Origin of the sequence: Salinarimonas ramus, from assembly GCF_014645695.1 — a bacterium.
Taxonomy (GTDB): Bacteria; Pseudomonadota; Alphaproteobacteria; order Rhizobiales; family Beijerinckiaceae; genus Salinarimonas; species Salinarimonas ramus.
This window is the reverse complement of the sequence record NZ_BMMF01000004.1, coordinates 326,106-343,367: the sequence shown is the minus strand read 5'-3', so window position 1 is coordinate 343,367 and position 17,262 is coordinate 326,106. Positions and strand designations below refer to the sequence as shown.

Here is a 17,262-nt window from a genome sequence, read left to right as displayed (position 1 = left end):
CCGCGCCGTGCAGGAGAACCAGGGCCACGAGCTCGTCATCATCCGCCGCCGCCCGGACCCGGAGGCCGACGAGCCCAAGGGCGGCGTCTGGAAGATCGCCTATGCCGACTTCATGACGGCGATGATGGCCTTCTTCCTGGTGATGTGGCTCATCAACGCCACCGACCAGGAGACCCGCGAGGTCGTCGCGAGCTACTTCAACCCGATCCGCCTCGCCGAGGCGACGACGGACCGCAAGGGCCTGCGCGATCCCGACCAATCCTCCGAGGGCGTCGACCTCGAGGAGCGCTCGGACGCGCCGGTGACGCAGGCCGACGACGTGGTCGAGGCCGATCCGGTCGTGCAGCCGGTGGAGCGGCGCTATTCCGAGACGGCGCTTTTCCAGGACCCCTACGCCGTCCTCGCCGAGCTCTCGGCGCAGGCCGCCTTCGCGCCGCCCTCGCCGGCGGCCGGCATCGACGTGACGCCGGGCGAGCGCGGCGAGCCCGGGCTCGTGGGCGGCGACGCCTTCCGCGACCCGTTCGACCCGGTCTATTGGCAGCTCGCGCCGCAGGTGAACGTGGGCCGCGCCGACGGCGACGGCACGGGCGGTCCGATGGGCCTGCCAGACGCCGCCGCGCCGCTCGGTCTGGGCGGGCCGGAGGGATCGCAGCCGCAGGCGATGGCCGCGTTGCCGCTGCCCGACGCCGAGACCTTCGCGGTCGCCGGCGAGATCGCCCTCGACGGCGAGGCGCAGGCGATGGCGGGTGCGGCGGCGCGGGCCGTGGCGGACGCCGAGGCCGCGCTCGAGCTCGCCGTCGCCGAGGTCGAGGCGGCCGAGGAGGCGATGGAGGCCGAGGTCGCCGCGGTCGAGGTCGCCGTCGAGGAGGAGATCGCGGCGGGAGAGGAGGCCGCCGAGGTCGCCGAAGCCGTTGCGCTGGAGGAGACGACGGAGGAGGAGGCGTCGGAGGACCCCGCCCTCTCCCGCGCCGGCGCTCTCCGCGCGCGCATCGCCGCGGCGATGGCCGAGGCGACCGGCGCGCCGGCGCCGGCGAACGCCCCTGCCATCGAGGTCTCCGCGACGTCCGAGGGGCTCCTCGTCTCGCTGACCGACGCCGCCGATTTCGGCATGTTCGCCATCGGCTCCGCCGAGCCGCGGCCCGAGCTCGTGCGCGTCATCGAGGAGATCGCGCCGATCCTCGCGGAGGAGGCGGGCGCCATCGTCATCCGCGGGCACACGGACGCGCGACCCTTCCGCTCGGAGGACTACGACAATTGGCGGCTCTCGTCCGCGCGCGCCCACATGGCCTATTACATGCTCGTGCGTGGCGGCTTCGCCGAGGAGCGCATCCTGCGGGTGGAGGGCCATGCTGACCGCCTCCTGAAGGTCGCCGACGATCCGTTCGCCGCCGAGAACCGGCGCATCGAGATCCTGCTCCGCGAGGAGGCGCGCTCGTGACCGCCAAGGCGCCCTTCCTCCTCGCCCTCGCCGCGGGCGTCGCGCTCGGGCTCGCGCCCGGGCCTGCGGGGGCGGTCACCGATCCGCCCTCGACCCCGCCGGCGCAAGCCGCGCCCGCGATCCCCGCCGCGCCCGAGCCCTACGCACTCGTCCGCACGCTCCAGGCGCTGCAGGAGCGGGTGGCGGAGGGCGACGTCGACGCGCACCGGGCGCAGCGCGGGCTCATCGCCCACATCGCCGCGCGGTTCGCGGCGGCGCCCCCGAGCGCCTGGGCCGATCGTCGGAACGCCGAAGCCGCGATCGCCTTCGTCCTCGGCGGCGGCCCGCCGCAGAGCCTCGCGTCGATCCTCGCGAGCGGGGCCGAGTTCGGCACGCCGCGCACCCTGGCGCAGGGCGCGCTCGCCTTCCTCCAGGGCCGCGAGACCGAGGCGCGGGAGGCCTGGCGCGAGGCCGATCCGCTCGCCGTCGGCGGCATGCTCGGCGCACAGCTCGCGCTGGCGCAATCCGCGCTCGCCGTGCGCGACGATCCCGGCGAATCCATGCGCCTCCTCGCCGTCGCGCGTCTCCTCGCGCCGGGCACCCTCATCGAGGAGGCGGCGCTTCGCCGCGAGGTCTTCGTCGCGGGCCAGAGCGGGGAGATCGAGCGGCTGGAGCACCTCGCGGTGCAATATCTCACGCGCTTCCGGCACTCGATCTACGCGGGCAATTTCCGCCAGCGCTTCGCGAGCCTGCTCACGGCGCTCGATTTCGGCGGCGATCTCGATCGCTTCGCTCGGCTCGAGACCATGCTCTCGCGCTTCGACGGCGACAGCCGGCGCGACCTCTACCTGTTCTTCGCCCGCCATTCCCTCGTGCACGGTCGCTCCGAGGTGGCGCGGCGCGCCGCGACGCTGGCGCACGAGCTCTCCGCCGGCGGGTCCGACGAGGAGGAGCGCGCGACCTTCTACGCCGCCGCCTCGCAGGTGACGACGGACCGCTTCGGGCTGGCCGCCGACAGCCTCGTCGACATCGACCCCGAGCGCCTGCCGGAGCCCGACGTGCTGCTGCTCGAGGTCGTTCTCGACGTCGCTATGCAGATCGGCGCGCCCATCGCCCTCGCCGCGCCCGAACCCGTGCGGGAGATCGCGCCGGAGATCGCCGAGGAGGACGCCGAAGCTGCGGTGCCCGCGGCGGAGGTGGCCGAGGCCGACATCGACACCGAACCCGTGGCCGACCCCGCTCCCGCCTTCACGCCCCCCGATCCGACCCCCGTGATGCGCCGTGCGAACGCGGCGCTCGCCGAGATCGACCTCATCCTCATGGAGGCCCGTCGATGATCCCCGCAGACCTCTCGGCCCTGGTCCAGACCCGCGGCGGCGGCGAGCGCGGCGGCGGCAAGGCGGGCGGCGACGCCGGCGGCCTCGGTGCGCTGTTCGGGAAGGCCCTCGACGGCCTCGCCGGGCGCAAGGGCATCGCTGGCGGCGAGGACGGCCGCAGGCCGTCCGGCGACCCGACCAGCGGCAACGCACAAGACGGCGCGTCCGGCGACACCGGCGAGGGGCGCCTGCGCTCGCTCCTGCTGGGCCAGACGGCCTCGTTGCCGATCCGCCCCGGCGCGTTGGCGCTCCAGGGGCAGGCGAATCCGACGGGCGAGGGGAGGGTCCTCGCCGAGGGAGAGCTCGACCTCGAGGGCGAGCCCGCCGACGATACGTCCGCGGAGACGCAGGATGCCTCGCGCGATCCCGCGAGCCTGCTCGCCGCCCTCGCGGGCATCGGCACGAAGGACGCCCGTTCCGCGCAGGGTCGCGTCGTGCGCGACACGGCGGACGTGCCGCGACCGGCGGTTCCCCAGGCGGGCCCGGCTACCGGCGACGCGGACGGTGCTGCGGCCGATGCTGCCGACGTTCCCGTCTCGCGCGCCCGCGCCCTCTTCCCAGAGCGGCAGGACGTCTTCCTCGCGACCAAGGCCGAGCCGAGCGTCGGCATGGCGCTCAAGGCGACGGTGGTGTCGCAGGCGACCCACCTGCCGCCGGCACTCGGCGCCGCCAACCTCGCGGCCGTCGTCGACGGCGCGACGAGCCTGCTCGGCGACGGCCGCACGGACGGCAGCGGGCGGGCGACCCTCGCCTTCTCCCCTGATCTCGCCACCACCGGCGCGCATGCGAGCCTCGCGGCACGGCCCGTGAAGGTGCTCACCGTCCAGCTGCAGCCGATCTCGCTCGGCACGGTGACGATCGCGCTGCGCATGACGGCGGACGGCGTCGCCATGGAGATCACAGCGGCCGATTCGAAGGCGGCGGCGATGCTGCGCGCCGACGAGAAGCTCATCGTCGACGCCGTGCGCCGCTCGGGCCTCGCCGGCGAGGTGGTCGCGATCCACACCGCCGACGCGCCCCGTGCGGCGGCGCAGGCCCAGGCGGGCGGCGATGCGTCCGGCCAGACCGGCAACCAGGCGAACGGCCACTCGAACGGTCAAGCGAACGGTCAGGCCGGCGGCGACGGCCAGGCGCGCGGGGAGGGCGGTCGCCAGACCGGCCGCGATTTCACGCTGGAGAGGAGATCCGACGATGATGCGCAGAGCGCTTCTCATTCTCGTCGCGGCGGCGACGCTGACGGCGGGGTCTATCTCTGACGTCTCCCCCGCGCGAGCGGAGGAGAACATCTGCGAGGCGGAGATGATCCGCGCCGCGGCGGCGCACGACGTGCCGCTCGCCGTGCTCTTCGCGGTGGGCCTCACCGAGACCGGCCGGCGCGGCACCCTGCACCCCTACGCCCTCAACATCGCGGGACGCTCCTTCTTCGGCACGAGCCGGGCGGAGGCGCTGGCGGAGTTCGAGCGCGAGCGCGCCGCCGGCGTGAAGCTGATCGACCTCGGCTGCATGCAGATCAACCATTATTGGCACGGGCAGGAATTCGACACCGTCGCCGACATGCTCGACCCGGAGAAGAACGTCACCTACGCGGCGCTCTTCCTCAAGCAGCTGCGCGCCCGGCACGGCTCCTGGACCCTCGCGGTGGCGCGCTATCATGCGGGTCCGCGCAACACGCCGGCGCAGAAGCGCTACGTCTGCGCCGTGATCCGTCACATGGTCTCGAGCGGCATGGGCGCGTGGACGCCCAACGCCCGCTCGTTCTGCGGGTGAGGGCGACCGGAGGCGAAACCTCGGTCGTGATGAACGGAAATGGTGAATCATTCCGGGCGGACAACGAAATATTTACCAGTTCGGTCAACCTTAACGCATATCGCTTCATGCGCGTCGTTGAGGTACGCCGATGTCTCAAGTTGCTCTGTCCGCGGGTATCCGCGACACCCTGCTGACCATTCAGCGAACCACGCGGTCCGCCACCATGGCCGAGCAGCGGCTCGCGACCGGCCTCAAGGTGAATTCCGCCATCGACAATCCGCTCGCCTTCTTCACGGCGGCGGGTCTGCGCGATCGCTCCAACGATCTCTCCGGCCTGCAGGATTCCATGCAGCAGGCGACCCGGACGATCGCGGCCGCGAATTCCGGCATCGAGGGCATGAAGAAGCTCTTCGAGACGGCGCAGGGTCTCGCGAACCAGGCCGCCGCCGAGCAGGACGGCGCGGTGCGCAATACGCTCCAGAGGCAGTTCAACGAGATCATCCGCCAGGTCGACGACCTGATGCGGAACTCGGGCTACGGCGGCGTCAACCTGCTCAACGGCGGTACGCTGAACGTCCGCTTCGATGGCAACGACACGACGGCGTCGCTGGCGCTGACGGTCAACGGCGGCACGGTGCTCAACGCGGCGACGCTGGGCGTCACGACGGGTGCCGTCGGCTCCTGGTCGAACGCCGACACGACGGTGACCGGTGGCAACGCCAACATCGCGTCGGCGCTCACCTCGATCCGCACGGCGATCACGACGCTGCGCTCCGAGGCGAGCCGGCTCGGTGCCAACAACGCGATCATCACGACGCGTCAGGAATTCACCGAGAACATGATCAACACGCTGCGCGCCGGCGCCGACGACTGGACGCTCGCGGACCTGAACGAGGAGGGCGCGAAGCTCACCTCGCTCAACACCCGCAACCAGATCGCCCAGACGGCCTTGTCGCTGGCCTCGCAGCGCGACCAGTCGGTCCTGCGGCTGTTCGGCTGATCCGTCGGCCCCGGAGCGAGACGAAGGAGATCCGCACGATGTCGCTCGCGCTCGCCCACCCGCTCGACGATCCCCAGCTCCAGGCGCAGTACGAGGCGGCGCGCGCCCTGCGTGCCGCCGACGATCCGGAGGTCTTTCCCGAGGGCTGGGGCGAGGGGCGCATCTTCGTCTCCGTCGCCGCCTTCCGCGACCCGGAATGCCAGAAGACGCTCGTCGATCTCTTCGAGAAGGCGACGCACCCCGAGCGCGTCAGCGTCGGCCTGATCTGGCAGCACGATCCCGTCGAGGACGAGGCGTTCTTCGCGCTGCAGCCCGCGCGGCGCGGCCAGGTGCGCGAGATGCGCTTCGACTGGCGCGACGGGCTCGGCGTCTGCTGGGCGCGCTTCCTGGCGCAAGCGCTCTGGCGGGGCGAGGCCTACTACCTCCAGATCGATTCGCACATGAAGTTCGAGCCCGGCTGGGACGAGATCCTGATCGCCGACCTCGACGCCTGTCCGAGCGACAAGGCGATCCTCGCCTCCGCGCCGCCGCCCTACCTGACGCCGGGCGACACGCTCTCCGACCTCTATCCCGGCGTGCTGCGCACCGACGGCTTCGAGCAGAGCGGCGCCCTGCGCTTCACGGGCCTGTGGCTCCCCAAGGCGCTCGAGCGCTACGTGCGCATGCCCTTCCTGCTCGCGGGCGCGCTGTTCGCGCCGGGCCGGCTGATCGCCGAGCTGCCTTACGACCCCTACGCCGCCTTCTCCACCGAGGAGGTGACCTACGCGCTGCGCGCCTTCACGCACGGCTGGGACATCTATGCCGCCCCGCGCCGTTCCGTCTGGCACCAATACAAGCGCGACAACCGGGTCAAGCGCGGCGACATGGCCGATCTCGGATTCCAGAACCGCAACACCGAGTGGACGACCCGCGCTTTCCACCGCTTCAACCACATGACCGGGCACACCACCGTGCTCGACCAACCGATTCTCGTCGATCTCGACCTGTTCGACCTCGGTACCGAGCGCACGCTGGCGGAGTACGAGGCCTGGACCGGCATCGACTTCCGCTACAAGCGCATCACGGTGGATTGCGCCCGGGCCCGCTTCATCCCGGACATCGACGACATCGCGAGCTTCTCGGTCCCCGTGCTCGACGATCCGGCAAAGGTGCGCCCGGCGCTCGTCGAGCCCGAGGAGATGCGGCTGCGCGAGGCACTCTCCGGCTGGGAGGTGCCCCAGCTCGCGGAGGAGCTGGCGAGCCTCCTGATCGAGCTCGATCGGCAGCGCCACCTGCGCGCCGGCAAGAAGGTCGGCGCCGTCTACGCGCCGGACCGCGCGAAGCTCGTCGCGGACTTCTCGAGCTGGGAGCGCTACGCGCTCGCCTGCGAGCTCGCGAAGCTGTCGTGGACGGTGCACCTCCTCAACACGATCGACGACATGCAGAGCGGCCTCTCCGGCGGCGCCGCCGCCGCGGGCTGAGGCGCCGGGAAGGGGCGAGGCGATGAGCAAGCGCGAGATGCAGACCGCATCGGAGGCGAGCGCCGGCGGCGCGCGCCCCGACGTGACCATCCTCCTGCCCACCTACCAGCGGCCGACGTATCTCGAGACCTGCCTGAAGCACCACGTCACGCAGTTCGACGAGGCCGGGCTCGATTACGAGATCCTGGTCTGCGACAACGCGTCGGGCGCCGAGACCCGGGCGGTGATCGAGCGCTGGCAGGCGCGCAGCCCGCGGGTGCGCTGCATCGTGCAGCCGAAGAACCTCGGCTATCTCGGCAACTTCCTCTACGGGCATCGCCACGCCAAGGGCCGCTTCATCGTCACGACCGGCGACGACGACCTGCTCATCCCCGAGAGCGTCGCCGCCTACCCGGCGCTCTTCGACGCCGATCCGAGCCTCGTGATGATCCAGGCGCCGTGGTTCGTGATGAACGAGCGCGAGCGCAACAAGATCCTGGGCACGGCCTACCAGCTCGACGGGCCGCTCACGATCGCGCAGGGCGATTTCCGCGCAGCCGCCGACCTCGTCCTGACCAGGCGCATCTTCCCCGAGATCTTCGCCATCCGCGCCGACCTCGTGCCGGAGATCATCGGCCCCGCCGAGAGCACGGCCTACCACTTCTTCGTGACCCTCGCCCGCGCCGTGGAGGCGGGGCGGGTCATGTTCACGGATCGGCCGCACGCCATCGTCACCGGCATCTCGCGCCACGGCAAGCACCAGGGCAACAGCGAGGCGGCAATCGGCTGGGACATGTATCGCGGCGGGCTCGAGCACCTGATCGGGCGCGCCCGCGACGCCGAGCCCGAGGCGGACTGGTCCGAGACGTTGAAGCGGCTCGAGGCCTTCGTGCTCGACCGGATGCACGTCGCCGTGCACATGCAGCTCGGCGCGCGCAATTGGGAGAAGGCCTGGCACCTGCATCGCCGGCTTCGCGCCTACGCGTCCTCGCCGATCTCCGAGCACACGGCGCAGGAGCTGCTCTCGCTCGCGGCCATGGATGCGAGCCTGCGCGAGGCGGTGCTGCTGGGGGCGGAGCGCGCGGTGCTCTCCGACGAGATCTACGCGATCTATCTCAACGTCATAGACGTCGAGCGCCACGGCATCGAGCTCGTCTGCGCCTCGGACCACGACGGCGCCCGGGACGGCCGCACGGCCCATATCGGCATGAACCGCACGCGCGGTCCGCAGGACCATCCGGACGATCTCGTCATCGATCTCGCGGCCGCCATGCGGCGCATCTCGGTGTAACGCCCACGCGTCGAAGATCGGCGCAAGACATCGTTCACTCAAATGCGAGGGTCCGCTTCGTCGCGGGCCCTTTTTCTTTGCGTGGCCAGGGATTAACGCGCGTTAGGCACGTTTTTGAACCCGCCTTTTACGGATGTCGGGCCAATGTCCGCCCACGGGCCAGAACAGCCTTCAAACGACGACACAGAAGGAGATCGTCATGCAGATCGCGCTTTCCTCGGGCATCCGAAACACGCTGCTCACCATCCAGCAGACCACGCGGGCCGCCAACCAGTCCGAGCAGCGTCTCGCTACCGGCCTCAAGGTCAACTCCGCCATCGACAACCCGCTCGCCTTCTTCTCGGCGGCCGGTCTGCGCGATCGTGCGGGCGACCTCGCCGGCCTCCAGGACTCGATGCAGCAGGCGACGCGGACGATCACCGCGGCGACGAACGGCATCGAAGGCATGAAGAAGCTCTTCGAGACCGCCCAGGGTCTCGCGAACCAGGCCGCTGCCGAGCAGGACGGCGCGGTGCGCAACACCCTGCAGAGGCAGTTCAACGAGGTGGTCCGGCAGGTCGACGACCTGATGCGGAACTCGGGCTACGGCGGCGTCAACCTGCTCAACGGCGGTACGCTGAACGTCCGCTTCGACGCGAGCGACACCACGGCGTCGCTGGCGCTCTCGGTGAACGGCGGTACGGTGCTCAACGCCGCCACGCTCGGCGTCACGACGGGTGCCGTCGGCTCCTGGTCGAACGCCGACACGACGGTGACCGGCGGCAACGCCAACATCGCATCGGCCCTCACCTCGATCCGCACCGCCATCACGACGCTGCGTTCCGAGGCGAGCCGCCTGGGCGCCAACAACGCCATCGTCACGGCGCGCCAGGAATTCACCTCCAACATGATCAACACCCTCCAGGCCGGCGCCGACGACTGGACGCTCGCGGACCTGAACGAGGAGGGCGCCAAGCTCACCTCGCTCAACACCCGCAACCAGATCGCCCAGACCGCCCTGGCGCTGGCCTCGCAGCGCGACCAGTCGGTCCTGCGACTGTTCTGATCGCTCTCGCGACGACGAAGACCCGAGCGCCGCGCTCCCGCGAGGGGGCGCGGCGCTCGCCGCTTAAGCCGGCGTTAACCACGCGCGGCCTACCGTTCGCGACGGACAACTCGAAAGGGGCCTGCCATGGCTTTGCGCATCGAGCTCAAGCCGAACGAGCGGATCATCATCGGCAAGGTCGCGCTCACCAACGGCCCGAGCCGCACCACCTTCGTCGTGGACGGGCGCGCGCCGATCCTGCGCTGCAAGGACGTGATCACGCCCGAGCAGGCGGACACCGTCTGCAAGAAGCTCTACCTCGTGCTCGAGCAGGTCTATCTCGAGGAGATGAGCTTCGAGGAGGCGTCCGGCCCGTTCCGCGAGATCGCCGCCCAGATCGTCGGCGCGGCGCCCTCGACGAAGCGCTTCCTCGAGGCGATCGCCGAGCGCTTCGTCGCCGGCAATCTCTACGGCGCGCTCAAGATCTGCCGCAAGCTGATCGGCTACGAGGCGTCCGTCATCGCCCACGCGCAGAAGGCCGCGTGATTCTTCCCCGGCGTAGAAACGCACCCTTAAGTTCGCACCGGCATCATCGAGCCGGCAGTCCAGTCGGGGGTTCTTCATGCACAACGCCGCCCAGGCCTACGCCAGCACGGCGAAGACGGCGAAGGTCGACCAGCGCGAGCTGGAGGCCGATCTCTTCATGCGTGCCGCCGCCAAGCTGCAGGCCGCCCGCGAACGCTTCGCGGAGACGAGCCTCCTCGACGAGGCGCTCGAGTACAACAAGCGCATCTGGTCGGTCTTCCTGCCGTCCATCGTCGACGTCGAGAACCCGCTGCCGCGGGAGCTGAAGAGCAATCTCGCGAGCCTCGGCGTGTTCGTCTTCCGGCGCATGGACGAGGTCTACGAGAAGCCGGCGCCCGAGCGCCTCGACATCCTCGTCTCGATCAACGTCGACATAGCCGCGGGCCTGCGCGGACAGCCGGCCGGCTGATCCGACGCTCGCCAATGCAAACGACGAGAGGCCGGGCCGCCGAAGGGGCGGGCCCGGCCTTCTCTCGTCGAAGGGTCGGCGAAGCGGGAAACGCCTCAGGACGAGCCCGGCGGGACGCCGCGGATGTAGGCGCGCAGCTTGAGCAGCATCTCGGCCGGCACCTGCTCCACCACCTCGCCGGAGCGGGTGTCGACCTTGCGGGTGACGACGGTGTTCGTGGGCTCGTCGATCTCGGTGCGCCGGGCGAGGACGCGCTTCATCGCCGCGTCGAGGGCGGCGCGCTCCTCCGCGCCGGGGCTCGTGTCGAGGCGAACCGCCTCGCTCTCGGCCACTTGCGTGACGCTGCGGGACGGATCGAGCTCCGTCGCCACCGGTCTCGCCGGGGCGGCGCTGTCGGGTCTCTGAACGGCGCTGACGGCGGAGAGATTGACCGCCTGCCGCGGGCTCGGAGCGGCTTGCGCCTTCTGAACGCTGCCGACGTCCATGACGGGCCTCCTGTCGATACGGCCTTCTGGCCATGGACGAGCCTAGCCGGCGCCGCTGAACGGGAGGTTTAAGGAAACGGTAAACGCGAGCACGTTTTTTCCGCTCCAAAGCATCGGTATCTCGGCCGCTCCGGCGCGCTCGGCTCCGCGTGCGTCAGAGGCTGCGGGAGACGACGAGCGGCGAGCCGCCGCGCGCGGGGCCCTGGCCGTAGGCCGCACCGGGGCGGGCGCCCTGCGGCCCGTATCCCGAAGGCGAGGCGCCGCCCGACAATTCGCCGGAGAGCGAGCGCACCAGCCCCTCCGAGACGGCGCGGGCGGTGGCGAGCACCACCTGGTTCGTCTCGATGGTGCGCTGGAAGGCGGCGTGCTCGGCCTTGAGCCGCTCCAGCGCCTCCGGCACGAAGCGCGCGAGGGCGACCGCGTTGGCTTTGAGCGCCTCCAGCCCCTGCACGTAGCGCGAGGTGAGCGCGCCCTTGCGCGCCTCGTCCGACAGCCCGTCGCGGATGCGCCCGGCGCGCAGGTGCGCGGTCTCCACCTCGAGCAGCTTCTCGAGCTCGCGCATGGTCTCGCGCACCTCCTCGACGAGGGCGCCCGCGGCCTCGCGCGTGGCGACGCGCGGCGCCGGCGCGCCGGCTCTGTTCTGTTCGTCGGCCCACATGTCAGGCGGCCTCCTGCAGCTTGAGGATCTCGGAATAGACCTGATCGGCGAGGCCGATGCCGCCGCTCTTCGCGATCATGCCCGCATATTCCTTGACGAGCATCGAACGATACATGCCGGCACCCGGCCCGGCCTCGCCGAAGAAGCCGGTGTCGCCGACGCTCTCGAAGACGCGCCCGAGCATCTCCTCCAGCAGCATCGATTCGAACTCCTCCGCGGTCTCTCGGGCGCGGGAGGCACGCTCGGGGGAGACGTCGCCGCCCGCGGCGCCGGCGCGCTCGATTCCGGCGCGAGCGCTCTCGAGACGCTGGGCGAGGCCGCCCTGGGTCGCGGCGTAGGTGGTGAGCGCCGTGTTCATCACATCACCTCGATCTCGGCCTGGAGCGCGCCGGCCGCCTTGATCGCCTGGAGGATGGCGATGAGGTCGCGCGGTCCGACGCCGAGCGCGTTGAGCCCGTCGACGAGCTCGCGCAGCGAGACGCCGGTGTCGACGATGGCGAGGCGCTGGTCGCCGTCGACGTCGACCTGCACGCCCGTGCGGGGCACGACCACGGTCTCGCCCAGCGAGAGCGGATCGGGCTGGGAGACCTGCGGCTGCTCGGAGATCGTCACCGTCAGGTTCCCCTGCGCCACCGCCACCTGCGAGACGCGCACGTCGCGTCCCATCACGATGATGCCCGAGCGCTCGTCGATGACGACGCGAGCGGGCTGGTCGGGCTCGACGCGCAGCTGCTCGATGTCGGTGAGGAGCGCGACGATGTTGCCGGGATAGTTCGCCGGCACGCGGATCGCGACGGAGGAGGGGTTGAGCGGCTCGGCCGTGCCCTCGCCCATGAAGGCGTTGATGGCCGCCGCCATGCGGCGCGCGGTGGTGAAGTCGGGGTTGCGCAAAGCGAGCCGCAGGCCCCTCTGCACGTCGAGGCGGAACTCGATCTCGCGCTCGATGAGCGCGCCGTTGGCGATGCGCCCCACCGTGGGGACGCCCTGCGTCACCGAGGCGGCGGCGCCCTCCGCCGAGAAGCCGGCGATGGCGACGGGGCCCTGCGCCACCGCGTAGACCTCGCCGTCGGCGCCGAGCAGCGGCGTGACGAGCAGCGTGCCGCCCTGGAGCGAGGAGGAATCGCCCAGCGCCGAGACCGTGACGTCGAGGCGGGTGCCCTGCGTCGAGAAGGCGGGCAGGTTCGCCGTCACCATCACGGCGGCGACGTTGGCGGTACGCAGGTTCTCGCCGCGGGTGTTGACGCCCAGCCGCTCCAGCATCGCGGTGAGCGACTGGCGGGTGAAGGGCGAATTGTTGAGCGTGTCGCCGGTGCCGTTGAGGCCCACGACGAGGCCGTAGCCGACGAGCTGGTTCTGGCGCACGCCCTCGATGTCGGCGAGGTCCTTGATCCGCGACAGCGTGGTGAGCGGGCGCACCGCGTCGGCCTGCGCCGGCGGGGCCGCGAGCAGGGGAGGGAGCGCGAGCGCCAACGTCGTCAGCGCGACGAGCGCGAAGCGGACGTGAGCGAACCTGCGGGCGAGCCGGACCATGGTGCCTTCCTCCTGGACACGCACGGTCTCGCGAAGTCCGTGCCAGGCGTAAACGCCATACGGCGCCGGGCTTTCGTGGATGGGGAGCGCGGCGGAAGGCGGCGGGCCGCCGGGCAGGACCGGCCGTCCCCGGCAGGTTCTGCCGATGCGTCAACGCTTCGTTAACCATGATGCGGCGAGGATCGTCCGGACGCCGACGGGGCGAGGGGACCGGAGGACACGACCATGCGCATCGAGGGCAAGCCGGGCGTGCCGATGCCGTCCGTCTCCGGGTCGCGCCGCTCGAGCGGGTCGAGCGGCTTCTCGGTGGACGAAACGCCGGCGAGCGCCTCCACCGCGCGCTCCTCGGCGGTCGGCCCGACGACGAGCCTCGACGCCATCCTCGCGCTCCAGGGTGAGGAGGATCCCGGCGAGCGCCGCCGCCGCGCCGCGCGACGTGGCCAGGAGCTGCTCGACGGGCTCGACCGGCTCAAGGCGGCGATCCTGTCGGGGCGCGTCGGCCCCGAGGACATGAAGCGCATCGCCGAGCGCCTGACCGAGCGCCGCGAGACGAGCGGCGACCCGCGCCTCGACGCCATCCTTTCCCAGATCGAGCTTCGCGCCGAGGTGGAAATGGCCAAGCTCGCCGCCCGCGAGGGTCGCGACGGGCGGATTTGAGTGTCCCTACGGCAGGTCGGCGCGAAGTCGGCTTCCGAATCGGTTGAAATCGCGCCGACCGGCTGATGTTGCAGTGCAAACCTAGCGATTGCCGACGAAATTCCTCGGCTTTTGTCGATTGTCCCGCTGCGGTCGCTCCGCTATAAGGAGCCGCGCCCGAGGGCGGGTCCGGCGGGCGCAGGTTCAGCGCGGTCTAGGGCGCGACGGCAGCGAGAAGTGTCATCATGTCGAACACCCTCATCGACCAGGGTTACCGTCCCACCGAGGACGAGCCCTTCATGAACGAGCGGCAGCGGGAATATTTCCGTCGCAAGCTCCATCAGTGGAAGCAGGACATCATCCGCGAGTCGTCCGAGACGCTCGCCACGCTCCAGAGCGAGAACGAGAACCACCCCGACATCGCCGATCGCGCCTCCTCGGAGACCGACCGCGCCATCGAGCTCCGCGCCCGCGATCGCCAGCGCAAGCTCATCTCGAAGATCGACGCGGCGCTCGCCCGTATCGAGGACGGCTCCTACGGCTATTGCGAGGAGACCGGCGAGCCGATCTCCCTGAAGCGCCTCGAGGCGCGACCGATCGCGACGCTCTCGCTCGAGGCGCAGGAGCGCCACGAGCGCAACGAACGCGTCCACCGCGACGACTGACCGATCCCCACGCCGCCGCAGAGCGGCGTTTTTTGTGAGTGGATCCAAGCCGCCGGCGGCTTTTCCGCGCATCAGCGGACGCCGCCGGCCGATGTGCGTCCGTTCTCCTTCCGCGCACCGGCAGTCGCCGAACGTCATCTCGCCCGTCAGCGCCTCGCGTCGTCGGGAGCCGGGACGAATTCCACGGAAACGGGGTCCAGCTCTCGGGTCGTGAGCTTGGCATTGAGCTGGCGGGCGGCGCAGCCGGCGCGAAGCCATTTCTGGATCGGAGCGACGTCGAAGCGCGGGCGTCGTCTCCCCGCCTCCGGCGTCGTTGCCTCGATCAGTGCGGCGGCGATCTCGTCGATCCGGTACAGCCCACCGAGGCTGGGGGGTGGCATCCTGCGCTGCGCGAGCGCCTGCCTCTTCACGTTCAGCTTCTCGGCGACGTCCGCGAGGCTGACGAGGTCGGGCCGGATCTCGCGAAGCCGCGTTCCCGGCGGGAGCGCCTTCGACAGACGACGGGCGGCATCGAGGATCACGCTCTGCGCATCTTCGCCCTCCGCCTCCAGCTCCACGCCGACGAGGCCGGGTATACCGGTGCCTACCAGAGCGTCGTCGAAGCCCGCCTCGAACACGGCATCGGTGAGAGCGAAGGCGTCGTGATCGCCCTCCGGAAGGCTGAAGACGAGCTCGAACTCGAACGGCTCCGTCATGATCATCCTACTTCTCGTCGAGCTTCGTGCAGGCGAGGGCTTTCTGCCTCAGCTGCTTGGCGTGCCGCTCCGGATCCCGGGGCGTCGACCAGACCGACATCTGGCAGAAGCGGCCGCATCGGCATTCCGTGTTGTTCGTCGGGCACCGGAGCAGGCCCCAAGCGTGGCCCTTGCCTTCGATCACCGTCCACCCGAGCGCTTCCAGTTGTTCGAGGACCGCTTCGATCTCTTTCGACGGATGCCGCTTGCGTGCCAAGCTAGGCCTCCCCAGAAATTTGTCAATCGTCAATTTAAGCCGGTTCGACCATCGTCGAGCGCTCGTATTAATTGCAACAAAACTGTATCATAAGCAAATGAATGTGCGAGGTTGAGCTTCTTTCCGACGTTCGGCTCGGAGTGGTTCGTGCAGGCTTGTGTCCGCGAAGGGAAGAGAACTTTCGCGTCCCACCCGCCATCACCCCTCCAGCTCCTCCCGTAGCATCTCCAGCTCCAGCCAGCGCTCCTCGCTCTCGGCGAGCCTGGTCTGGGCGTTGCTCATGAGGGTCGTGAGCTTCTCGAAGCGGGCGGGGTCGCGGGTGTAGAGGTCGGGGTCGTCGAGCGCCGCCTGGAGCTTGGCGATGTCGCGCTCGAGCGCGGCCATCAGGCCGGGGAGCGTCCCCAGCTGGTGCTTCTCGCTGCCGGAGAGCTTGCGCTTCTTCTCCTTGGGCTCGGGTCTCGCCGCCGCCGGCTTGGCCGGGGCGGCCGGCTTCTCGGGTGCGGGGGAGACCCGGCGCGGGCCGATGCCATGGCCGCGCTGCGCCACCATGTCCTCGTAGCCGCCGGCATATTCGACGAACCGCCCGTCGCCCTCCGCGACGAGGGTGGAGGTGACGACGCGGTCGAGGAAGTCGCGGTCGTGGCTGATCAGGATGAGCGTGCCCTGATAGTCGGCGATCAGCTCCTCGAGGAGGTCGAGGGTCTCGAGGTCGAGATCGTTCGTCGGCTCGTCGAGCACGAGGAGGTTGGAAGGCTTCGCCAGCGCCCGCGCCAGCATGAGGCGCCCGCGCTCGCCGCCGGAGAGGACGCGCAGGGGGGTGCGCATCTGCTCGGGCGAGAACAGGAAGTCGCGCATGTAGCCGACCACGTGCTTCTGCTGCCCGCCCACGGTGACGTGGTCGCCCCGCCCGCCGGTCATCGCCTCCGCGAGGGTCCAATCGGGGTCGAGGCTCTCGCGGCGCTGGTCGAGGGTGACCATCTGCAGGGAGGCACCGAGCGTGACCGTTCCGGTATCGGGTGCGAGCCCCCCGGTGAGCATGTTCAGCAGCGTCGTCTTGCCGGCTCCATTGGGCCCGACGATGCCGAGGCGATCGCCGCGCGCGATGCGGATCGAGACATCGTCCACCACCGCGCGGCCGTCGTAGCTCTTGGAGACGCCCTTCGCCTCGATGACGATCTTGGAGGAGGTCTCCCCCTCGGACGCCGTCATCTGCACCTGACCGACGGCGCGGCGCTCCTCGCGCAGCTGCCGGCGCATGTCCTGGAGGAGCCCGACGCGGCGCATGTTGCGCTTGCGGCGCGCGGTGACGCCGTAGCGCATCCAGTCCTCCTCGGCCGCGATCTTGCGGGCGAGCTTCTGGCGGTCGCGAGCCTCCTCCTCGAGCACGGCGTCGCGCCAGGCCTCGAAGCCGGAAAATCCCTCCTCCATGCGCCGCGTCATGCCACGGTCGAGCCAGACGGTGGCCTTCGAGAGCGTCTCCAGGAAGCGCCGGTCGTGGCTGATGAGGACGAGGGCGCCGCGCAGCGCCTTCAGCTCCGTCTCCAGCCATTCGATGGCCGGCAGGTCGAGGTGGTTCGTCGGCTCGTCGAGGAGCAGGATGTCGGGGGAGGGGGCGAGGGTGCGTGCGAGCGCCGCGCGCCGCGCCTCGCCGCCGGAGAGGGACCCGGTGGGCTCCTCGCCCGTCATGCCGAGCTCCTCCAGCAGGTAGCGCGCGCGATAGGGGTCGTCGCCCTCCGCGAGGCCGGCCTCGACATAGGCGAGCACGGTGTCGTGGCCGCCGAAATCGGGCTCCTGAGGCAGGTAGCGGATGGTGGCGCCGGGCTGGACGAAGCGCATGCCCGCATCCGCCTCGATCAGGCCGGCGGCGATCTTGAGCAGCGTCGACTTGCCCGAGCCGTTGCGCCCCACGAGCGCCACGCGCTCGCCGGCCGCGACGGAGAGCTCCGCCTTCGTGATCAGCGGCGTGCCGCCGAAGGTGAGGGCGACGTCTTGCAGGGAGAGGAGGGGAGGGAGCGCCATGCCCGGCATGTACGGCGTTTTGCGCTCC

19 protein-coding genes are annotated in these 17,262 nt (G+C 70.6%); 12 read left to right on the top strand and 7 right to left on the bottom strand.

Going from position 1 to position 17,262, the window contains the following annotated elements; genetic code table 11:
* The first annotated feature begins 7 nt into the window (after positions 1 to 7).
* The 10 genes from IEX89_RS08475 to flaF all read left to right on the top strand — a co-directional run bounded on the left by IEX89_RS08475 (position 8) and on the right by flaF (position 10,290).
* Positions 8 to 1,438, top strand: coding sequence for a MotB family protein (locus IEX89_RS08475; protein WP_188911657.1), 1,431 nt, complete (start codon positions 8 to 10; stop codon positions 1,436 to 1,438).
* Positions 1,435 to 2,754 (top strand): MotC family chemotaxis protein, encoded by a 1,320-nt coding sequence (locus tag IEX89_RS08470; RefSeq protein ID WP_188911655.1) that lies wholly within the window; start codon positions 1,435 to 1,437, stop codon positions 2,752 to 2,754. The genes IEX89_RS08475 and IEX89_RS08470 overlap by 4 nt, the downstream gene beginning before the upstream one ends.
* On the top strand, positions 2,751 to 4,049 hold the full coding sequence (gene fliK, locus IEX89_RS08465) for a flagellar hook-length control protein FliK (RefSeq protein ID WP_188911653.1): 1,299 nt from the start codon (positions 2,751 to 2,753) through the stop codon (positions 4,047 to 4,049). The genes IEX89_RS08470 and fliK overlap by 4 nt, the downstream gene beginning before the upstream one ends.
* The gene (locus IEX89_RS08460; protein ID WP_188911877.1) at positions 3,988 to 4,560 is read left to right on the top strand and encodes a transglycosylase SLT domain-containing protein; all 573 of its coding nucleotides are present in this window, start codon (positions 3,988 to 3,990) and stop codon (positions 4,558 to 4,560) included. Before fliK ends, IEX89_RS08460 begins: the two co-directional genes overlap by 62 nt.
* 130 nt (positions 4,561 to 4,690) lie before the next feature.
* On the top strand, positions 4,691 to 5,542 hold the full coding sequence (locus tag IEX89_RS08455) for a flagellin N-terminal helical domain-containing protein (RefSeq protein WP_188911651.1): 852 nt from the start codon (positions 4,691 to 4,693) through the stop codon (positions 5,540 to 5,542).
* A 38-nt stretch (positions 5,543 to 5,580) separates the two neighbouring features.
* Positions 5,581 to 7,002 carry a GlcNAc-transferase family protein gene (locus IEX89_RS08450; protein WP_188911650.1) on the top strand — a complete coding sequence of 474 codons (1,422 nt, stop codon included), beginning with the start codon at positions 5,581 to 5,583 and terminating at the stop codon, positions 7,000 to 7,002.
* 22 nt (positions 7,003 to 7,024) lie between these two features.
* The gene (locus IEX89_RS08445) at positions 7,025 to 8,272 is read left to right on the top strand and encodes a glycosyltransferase family 2 protein (protein WP_188911648.1); all 1,248 of its coding nucleotides are present in this window, start codon (positions 7,025 to 7,027) and stop codon (positions 8,270 to 8,272) included.
* A 199-nt stretch (positions 8,273 to 8,471) separates the two neighbouring features.
* On the top strand, positions 8,472 to 9,317 hold the full coding sequence (locus tag IEX89_RS08440; RefSeq protein WP_188911646.1) for a flagellin N-terminal helical domain-containing protein: 846 nt from the start codon (positions 8,472 to 8,474) through the stop codon (positions 9,315 to 9,317).
* 126 nt (positions 9,318 to 9,443) lie between these two features.
* Complete coding sequence (locus IEX89_RS08435) at positions 9,444 to 9,842, top strand: flagellar biosynthesis repressor FlbT (protein WP_188911644.1); 399 nt, start codon at positions 9,444 to 9,446, stop codon at positions 9,840 to 9,842.
* 76 nt (positions 9,843 to 9,918) lie between these two features.
* Positions 9,919 to 10,290 carry a flagellar biosynthesis regulator FlaF gene (flaF, locus tag IEX89_RS08430; protein WP_188911642.1) on the top strand — a complete coding sequence of 124 codons (372 nt, stop codon included), beginning with the start codon at positions 9,919 to 9,921 and terminating at the stop codon, positions 10,288 to 10,290.
* A gap of 95 nt (positions 10,291 to 10,385) precedes the next feature.
* Here flaF and IEX89_RS08425 read toward each other — a convergent pair whose 3' ends face one another.
* The 4 genes from IEX89_RS08425 to IEX89_RS08410 all read right to left on the bottom strand — a co-directional run bounded on the left by IEX89_RS08425 (position 10,386) and on the right by IEX89_RS08410 (position 12,963).
* Positions 10,386 to 10,775, bottom strand: coding sequence for a flagellar protein FlaG (locus IEX89_RS08425; protein WP_188911640.1), 390 nt, complete (start codon positions 10,773 to 10,775; stop codon positions 10,386 to 10,388).
* Between the two features lie 154 nt (positions 10,776 to 10,929).
* Positions 10,930 to 11,433, bottom strand: a complete 504-nt coding sequence (locus tag IEX89_RS08420) for a hypothetical protein (RefSeq protein WP_188911638.1) — start codon at positions 11,431 to 11,433, stop codon at positions 10,930 to 10,932.
* A gap of 1 nt (position 11,434) precedes the next feature.
* On the bottom strand, positions 11,435 to 11,791 hold the full coding sequence (locus IEX89_RS08415) for a rod-binding protein (RefSeq protein WP_188911636.1): 357 nt from the start codon (positions 11,789 to 11,791) through the stop codon (positions 11,435 to 11,437).
* Positions 11,791 to 12,963: a flagellar basal body P-ring protein FlgI gene (locus IEX89_RS08410; protein ID WP_188911634.1), complete on the bottom strand. Its 1,173-nt coding sequence runs from the start codon at positions 12,961 to 12,963 to the stop codon at positions 11,791 to 11,793. The genes IEX89_RS08415 and IEX89_RS08410 overlap by 1 nt, the downstream gene beginning before the upstream one ends.
* 225 nt (positions 12,964 to 13,188) lie before the next feature.
* On the opposite strand from IEX89_RS08410, the gene IEX89_RS08405 reads away from it, so the two are divergent.
* Both IEX89_RS08405 and dksA read left to right on the top strand, forming a co-directional pair.
* The gene (locus IEX89_RS08405) at positions 13,189 to 13,620 is read left to right on the top strand and encodes a flagellar assembly protein FliX (RefSeq protein WP_188911632.1); all 432 of its coding nucleotides are present in this window, start codon (positions 13,189 to 13,191) and stop codon (positions 13,618 to 13,620) included.
* A gap of 224 nt (positions 13,621 to 13,844) precedes the next feature.
* Positions 13,845 to 14,264 (top strand): RNA polymerase-binding protein DksA, encoded by a 420-nt coding sequence (dksA, locus tag IEX89_RS08400; protein WP_188911630.1) that lies wholly within the window; start codon positions 13,845 to 13,847, stop codon positions 14,262 to 14,264.
* A 146-nt stretch (positions 14,265 to 14,410) separates the two neighbouring features.
* Here dksA and IEX89_RS08395 read toward each other — a convergent pair whose 3' ends face one another.
* The 3 genes from IEX89_RS08395 to IEX89_RS08385 all read right to left on the bottom strand — a co-directional run bounded on the left by IEX89_RS08395 (position 14,411) and on the right by IEX89_RS08385 (position 17,234).
* Entirely contained in the window at positions 14,411 to 14,965 is a 555-nt protein-coding gene (locus tag IEX89_RS08395) for a hypothetical protein (RefSeq protein WP_210317601.1), read from the bottom strand.
* A 1-nt stretch (position 14,966) separates the two neighbouring features.
* Entirely contained in the window at positions 14,967 to 15,215 is a 249-nt protein-coding gene (locus tag IEX89_RS08390) for a hypothetical protein (RefSeq protein ID WP_188911622.1), read from the bottom strand.
* Positions 15,216 to 15,413: 198 nt separating this feature from the next.
* A complete protein-coding gene (locus IEX89_RS08385) occupies positions 15,414 to 17,234 on the bottom strand; it encodes an ABC-F family ATP-binding cassette domain-containing protein (RefSeq protein WP_188911621.1) in 1,821 nt (606 codons plus the stop codon).
* Positions 17,235 to 17,262: the final 28 nt, after the last annotated feature.